The sequence below is a fragment of the Lacrimispora sp. genome, assembly GCF_032078915.1.
Lineage (GTDB): Bacteria > Bacillota > Clostridia > Lachnospirales > Lachnospiraceae > Lacrimispora.
This window is the reverse complement of sequence record NZ_DAMAUN010000122.1, coordinates 7,263-13,529: the sequence shown is the minus strand read 5'-3', so window position 1 is coordinate 13,529 and position 6,267 is coordinate 7,263. Positions and strand designations below refer to the sequence as shown.

The following is a 6,267-nucleotide window of genomic DNA, read 5'->3' as shown; positions in this document are numbered from 1 at the left end:
GTCCAGCAAAATCAAGGCTTATTCGAAATCATGAAGTTACCTTTTTACTTAACGATCTCAAATGAAAAGGCTAACCATGAAAAGCAGGAGTTCCCGGCTACTTTTTCAGGAATTAACTCTGATGCTTATTTTTTTTGAATAACAATAAACAATTCCATTACAAAGGGAGGAAATCTATATGGGTTACACAATCAAACAGGTATCGGAACGTACAAACCTAAGCGCACACGTACTGCGTTACTATGAAAAAGAAGGTCTTTTGTTCAATATCAACAGAAGCAAAAGCGGCATCCGAAGTTATACCGAAGATGATTTGGAATGGCTGGGATTGATCTGCTGTCTTAAGAATACGGGCATGTCCTTAAAACAAATCAAGGAATTTGTGGAATTAAGTGCGGAAGGCAGAGAGACCCTCAAGCAGCGGTGCGATATATTGATCGAACATAAGAAGAATGTGGAAGCTCAGATTCAGGAAATGAACAAGCATCTTGAAAAGGTATCTCATAAAATCAACCATTATACAAAGCAGTATAATGAGTGCAACCATGGCGGATCCCATCAAAATTCAGAAACCTAGGTGCAGCGGCCCGCTCAAAACCAAAAGCCAAAACCTGTTTATGACAAGAGCCTGTCCGTTTATATATGGGACAGGCTCTTTAAGTCTTGTACATAGATTCGCATAGCAGATAAACATCTTAGATTCTCAGCTTTACGCCCGGTGATGGCTATCCTCTTTATTTTTTTGGCATAAATGCTTTTTGATTTTTTGAAAAGTTTCATCGCTTATGATATGTTCCATTTGGCAGGCCTCTTTATCTGCAGTTTGAGGGTCTATTCCCGCCGTTACAAGCTGATTTTTAAAAAAGCAATGACGTTCATAAATCTTTTCTGCAATCTCCTGCCCTGAATCAGTCAAAAGAAGGCACCCGTCCTTATCGATATCCAGAAAACCACCTTTTTTCAGCATGGCGACAGCGTGACTGATGCTTGGCTTCGAATATCCCATGTATCGGGCAAGATCGACGGAGCGTACCTCGCCGGTTTGCTTCTTTAACACAAGAATTGCTTCCAGATAGTCCTCACCTGATGCATAAAGCGGCATATTTTCTCCTCCTGACTTATTTTAATTTCCAGCCGATCGCTTTTTTCCGTATACCAATGAAATCGGCATAGATCCCTTCCTGTTTCACAAGTTCTTCATGAGCGCCCTTCTGCACGATATGCCCATTGGCTAAAACAAGGATCTGGTCAGCTCTTTGAACTGTCTTTAAGCGGTGAGCGATCATAATAACCGTTTTGTTTTTCGTCAATTCTGCAATTGCATTCATCAACAGGCTCTCATTCTCCGGATCAACACTGGAAGTAGCCTCATCCAAAATGATGATGGGAGCATCTTTCAAAATGGCGCGTGCAATGGAGATCCGCTGCTTTTCCCCGCCTGACAATGTAGCACCGCCTTCTCCGATCACGGTTTTGTATCCGTTTGGCAGGCTCATAATGAAATCATGGCAGCAAGCCTTTTTTGCGGCAAGTACCACTTCCCTATGAGAAACATCCGGCCTGCCGAACTTAATGTTATTCTCTATGGTATCGGCAAACAGATATACTTTTTGGAATACCTCGCTGATATTGGTCAACAGGCTGTCCAAGGTATAGTCTCTGACATCAATGCCTCCAATTGTAATTCTTCCGCTGTCCACATCCCAAAAACGGGCAATCAGATTACAGAGGGTGCTTTTGCCTGACCCGGAGGGCCCCACGATGGCTGTTGTTTTCTTTTGAGGAATCAACAGGTTCACATGATCCAGGATCTTATGATTTCCATAAGAGAACGATACATCCTCAAAGACAATATCAAAGTCAGCAGGCTTCTGGGGTTTCCCCTGTTCATCCATCACAGGTGTTTTATTAATTTCCTCTACCTTATCCATGGATGCATCCAAAAGGCGAAGCAGGGAAGAGGTATTGCCGGCCGACTGGAGCTGACCGAAAAGCATAAAAGAGGCCACTGCCATCAGCAGGCACATCGGCAGGCTCATGGAACCATTCAGGTAGAAAAGCAAGGCCTCCACAATCACGATGACGCTGGTTCCATAAAGGATGATCTGCTGCAAAACCGTATAAGGAATGAATAAATGCTCCAGCTTCAGATTTTTATTTTTGCTCTCCACAATTGCATGCTTCATCTTGCTGTTGGAGTCACGCCCCAGGTTAAAGGATTTTACGATGAGCATTCCCTGTACATATTCCAGCACATTGGAAACAAGTGCTTCCTGTGCAGACTGCCGTTCCGGTGAAACCTTTTCCGATTTCTTTTGCAGGCTGCTGATGCAATAAGTAAATAACAGGATGCCGCAGAAAATCGTCAGTCCGATCCGCCAGTCAATACAGAGCATGACGAGTGTGATGACCCCAGCGTGAATATAACCTCCCAAAATGTTTGTCAGTACCATAGATGCGTTGTTTTCAATATCTCCCATCGTCGTGGTAACTGCAGAGGTGAGGCTGCCGAGATTATGGTCGCTGAAATAGCCCATAGGCATATATTTCATGCGGCCTCCAATGTGAATGCGTTTTTCCGCACACATAAAGTAGCCGATCTTTACTTTATTAAAATCCGTCATATAGCTGCAGCAGATTTTTAAAATCATGCCGGCAAAGGCAATGCCGAATATCTGCCAGATTCCAGCTGTCTCGAATCCATCGATTATGCCGGAAAAAACCAGGGCAAGGGCTGCAAAAGCCATCATATCAAAGATGGAATGAAGCACAGAGAACAGGATTGCTGTTTTCATGGTTCCCTGCATTCTGCCGGAGAAGCGATATATTTTTCTTAAGGTACTCACCATTTTTTACACCTCCTTATGCGGCATCCTTAGTATCCATATGCGCTCTCCACATTTTCTGATACAAGGCACAGGATGCAAGCAGCTCTTCATGAGTGCCTTCCGCTTCAATGTGTCCATTCTTTACCACTACAATTTTGTCCGCATCGGTGATCGTCGATAACCGGTGTGCTATCATAAGTACTGTTTTCCCGGCAATGACCTTTGCCATAGCCTCCTGGATCAGCGCTTCATTCTCGGCATCAATGTAGGCAGTGGCTTCGTCCAGAATGACGATAGGGGCATTTTTTAAGACAGCCCTGGCAATGGCGATTCTCTGGCACTCACCGCCGGAAAGATGGCCTCCGGAGCCGCCCACAACCGTCTGGAAGCCCTTTTCCAGCTTCAGGATAAACTCATAACAGCCGCAATCCTTCGCTGCCTGATACACCTCTTCATCGGTTGCAGAAGGTCTGCCCATACGGATATTTTCAAGAACCGTTTCATCAAACAGATAATTGTCCTGGGAAATATAGGCAATCTGATCCATTAACTGCTCCAAAGGTATTTTACGGATGTCGATGCCGTCAATCCTGACTGCTCCCGATGTCACATCCCAAAAACCGGCGATCAGTTTTGTAATGGTAGATTTTCCGCCTCCGCTTGGGCCGACAAATGCAGTAATGGTCTTTTCCGGGATCAACAGATTCACCTCCTCAAGAAGAGAAGTTCCTTCCTCATAGGTAAAACTGACATTTTCCATTGAGATATCTGAGGAATGAATCGTGACAGGCCCTGCAGGCCTCTCCAATTCTTTTTCGTCCAAAACGGAACAGATTTCTCCTACCACAGATTTCATCTGAGCTATGCTGTCAGTAAAATTCATTGCATTAAGGATTGGGGTAATAATCCCCAGTGACAGGATCATACAGGTGACAAAGACCGGAATCCTAAGACTTCCGTTTCGGTACAGGATGCAGCCGATGGGAAGAACGCTGACTAATACGCTTGGCCAGATTGTAAACAGCATAGACTTATAGAGCTGGACACTTTTCATCCAGTTTACAGCATAAGCAGCATTGTCCTGTACGGCATCAGAGTATTTCTGATAGGAATCAGCGGATTGATTGAAGGCTTTAATAACTTCGATTCCTCCAATGTATTCCACAACCGTATTGGACATCTTGCGGCCACGGATCATAAGTCCCTGGAATTTTTCCTCATAGCCCTTTGCCATTCCCTTATAACAGAGCATTCCAATGGGGAATGTCACCAGAGAAGCAAGTGCCATTCTCCAGTCAAGGAATAACAGATAAATCAAAATACAGACAGGAACACAAAGATTTGCTGTCAGTTCAGGAATCAGATGGGCAAGAGTCGTCTCCATCCCTTCCACCCGGTCTACCAAAATGTTTTTAAGCTGACCGGAAGGGGTATTCATCATATAGCCCATGGGGACCCTGGTGAGTTTGTCTGCAAGTCTAAGGCGGATTCCGGCCAGAGTTTCAAAGGTTGCGGTATGGGAAACATAGGTGGAAAGATTGGAAAAGCAAACTTTCGCCAGAAAACCGATACCGGCTGTCACGCACCACCCCATATAGGCAGAAACAGAGGTTTCCCCTTTCATCAGCAGCAGCGTGATTTGAGAAACAGCATAAAACGGTACGAATCCTGCGGCAACACCCAGGATCCCTAAAATGACTGAAAGAACATACTTACTCTTGTATGGTGCTGCAAATTCCAACAGTCTGGACATAGGACTTTGTTCTTTATCCATTGTATTTTACTCCTTTGCTATAAAGATAGAGGTTGGTTAGCTTCATCTAACGAACCAACCTCTATTATAGTGTTTCAGTCTATTCCCGCTACTCTGATAAGGTGGTAACTCCCCCATTTGGACAATGGATTTTCTGTCTTACTGGGCAGGCTGCACATTGCTTTCATGCTCCAGGGCATCTATCAGCATCGGTGTATAAAAAGATGCCCCAAAAACACCAATACAAATTGCGGGTGAGAGATAGCTTAGAAAGGTCGTATTACCCGCCACAGAAATCAGCGATTTTTGGACTGCAAAATAGTCCAGATACACAGTGGCCAAATAAAAGGAAGGAATGGAGCAGATCTGCTGCCCAGCGCCCATACTGCACCAGCAGAGGCTTGTCAAATCCTAACTGTACCCGGATTTTTTCAATCTGTTCCGGTGTTGGATTTCCAATCATTCGTTTTGCATATGAGGTAGCCGGATCTACAGCAGACAACCGCATCAGGAGAAACGAAAGCAGTGTTACAAACAGCAAAGTAATTATTAGCTCAATCAATTTTCTCAGGATGTATTTTCTCATATCCTGTTTCATGCACTTCCACTCCTTTGTTTTAGTTAGGCACAACTAACTTAAATCCCGAAAAAAGAGCGCCTTGCAGCGCTCCATAATCATCTGCCCACACAGTTGGCAGTATATCTTATTCTATTCTTTTCCACTACTCTGAAAAGACCAAATCCCCTCTATTTGGACAACGTCTTTCTAAATTCGGATGGCAGTTCCCCAAATTCCTTTTTAAAAACCTCAGAAAACTTACTTGGGTTATCATACCCCATTTTCATGGCGATCTCTGTTATGCTTGCGGTTGTATCCCTCAGTAAAAGTTTGGCTGCCTGCATACGGTAGGATTTCATATAAGAATAAATGGAAGAGCCGTAAATCCCCTTAAAACACATTTTCATTGATGTAAGAGGAATATCAAATTTTTTTGACAGCTCCTGCAGCGTATGATGCATTTGTAAGTCAGCAGTCATGTATTTCTGCATCTGCTTGATCACCTGAACCTGATTTTTTGAAAAGTACCGCCGTTCTTCCGGATATTCGTCAATCTGGACATCATTCAGGAACATGAACAATTCTAATACTTTCACTTTTAAATAGCGTGCTGCCATTTTGGGGGTAACCTTATACAGCTCAGAAAAAATATGTTCAATATTGCTATGCCCCCGCAGGACAAAGCAAGTATCTTTTCTGCAAAGACGCTCTGTTATCTGGCACAAATCAAGATTCAGCCCGCCCAACACTTGTTCAACCAGCTTCATTGTTGCCGCTGCCTCATTCAATTCAATCGTAATGGAAATTCCATGATAGTGGGATAAAGGGAACGTTGTCGACGTGGTTTCATTGGTAAGCCGATTAATCGAAAGATCGCCGGCTCCTACATATTGGCAGTCACCATTACCAAACACGCACTCAAACCGGCCTTCCCTGCAATGATTGATCTCAAATACATCCGGATGGGGAAGCTTATTCTTATTTTGCCCATCCCGCATATGAAAATCATTATAAAACAGTTCAATGCCAGGTAAGATTTGATACCGGGTAATAACTCCCTCTCCAGTTTCGTTTTGCATCTTGTATATCGAACAGCCTGCTTCACTTGCTGTCTTTTGCACCTCCGG

Annotated in this window: 6 protein-coding genes; 1 reads left to right on the top strand and 5 read right to left on the bottom strand. The window is 43.9% G+C overall.

The genetic code is table 11. From position 1 onward, the window contains the following. Positions 1–178 precede the first annotated feature (178 nt). Entirely contained in the window at positions 179–577 is a 399-nt protein-coding gene (locus RT269_RS27510) for a MerR family transcriptional regulator (RefSeq protein ID WP_313187496.1), read from the top strand. Positions 578–709: 132 nt separating this feature from the next. Here the strand turns inward: RT269_RS27510 and RT269_RS27505 are convergent, their stop codons facing one another. The 5 genes from RT269_RS27505 to RT269_RS27485 all read right to left on the bottom strand — a co-directional run. Further along, a complete protein-coding gene (locus RT269_RS27505; RefSeq protein ID WP_313187494.1) occupies positions 710–1,102 on the bottom strand; it encodes a metal-dependent transcriptional regulator in 393 nt (130 codons plus the stop codon). A 16-nt stretch (positions 1,103–1,118) separates the two neighbouring features. After that, entirely contained in the window at positions 1,119–2,849 is a 1,731-nt protein-coding gene (locus tag RT269_RS27500; protein ID WP_313187493.1) for an ABC transporter ATP-binding protein, read from the bottom strand. A gap of 13 nt (positions 2,850–2,862) precedes the next feature. Next, positions 2,863–4,602, bottom strand: coding sequence for an ABC transporter ATP-binding protein (locus tag RT269_RS27495; protein ID WP_313187491.1), 1,740 nt, complete (start codon positions 4,600–4,602; stop codon positions 2,863–2,865). A 259-nt stretch (positions 4,603–4,861) separates the two neighbouring features. Next, the gene (locus tag RT269_RS27490; protein WP_313187489.1) at positions 4,862–5,179 is read right to left on the bottom strand and encodes a hypothetical protein; all 318 of its coding nucleotides are present in this window, start codon (positions 5,177–5,179) and stop codon (positions 4,862–4,864) included. Between the two features lie 149 nt (positions 5,180–5,328). Then, positions 5,329–6,267 (bottom strand): helix-turn-helix domain-containing protein (locus RT269_RS27485; RefSeq protein WP_313187487.1); only part of this gene is annotated, 939 nt, incomplete at its 5' end.

What these genes read in the sequence shown, in the direction of transcription:
- RT269_RS27510 (WP_313187496.1), top strand. Translation starts at nt 179, where the DNA reads ATGGGTTACACAATCAAACAGGTATCGGAACGTACAAACCTAAGCGCA.
- RT269_RS27505 (WP_313187494.1), bottom strand. Translation starts at nt 1,102, where the DNA reads ATGCCGCTTTATGCATCAGGTGAGGACTATCTGGAAGCAATTCTTGTG.
- RT269_RS27500 (WP_313187493.1), bottom strand. Translation starts at nt 2,849, where the DNA reads ATGGTGAGTACCTTAAGAAAAATATATCGCTTCTCCGGCAGAATGCAG.
- RT269_RS27495 (WP_313187491.1), bottom strand. Translation starts at nt 4,602, where the DNA reads ATGGATAAAGAACAAAGTCCTATGTCCAGACTGTTGGAATTTGCAGCA.
- RT269_RS27490 (WP_313187489.1), bottom strand. Translation starts at nt 5,179, where the DNA reads ATGAAACAGGATATGAGAAAATACATCCTGAGAAAATTGATTGAGCTA.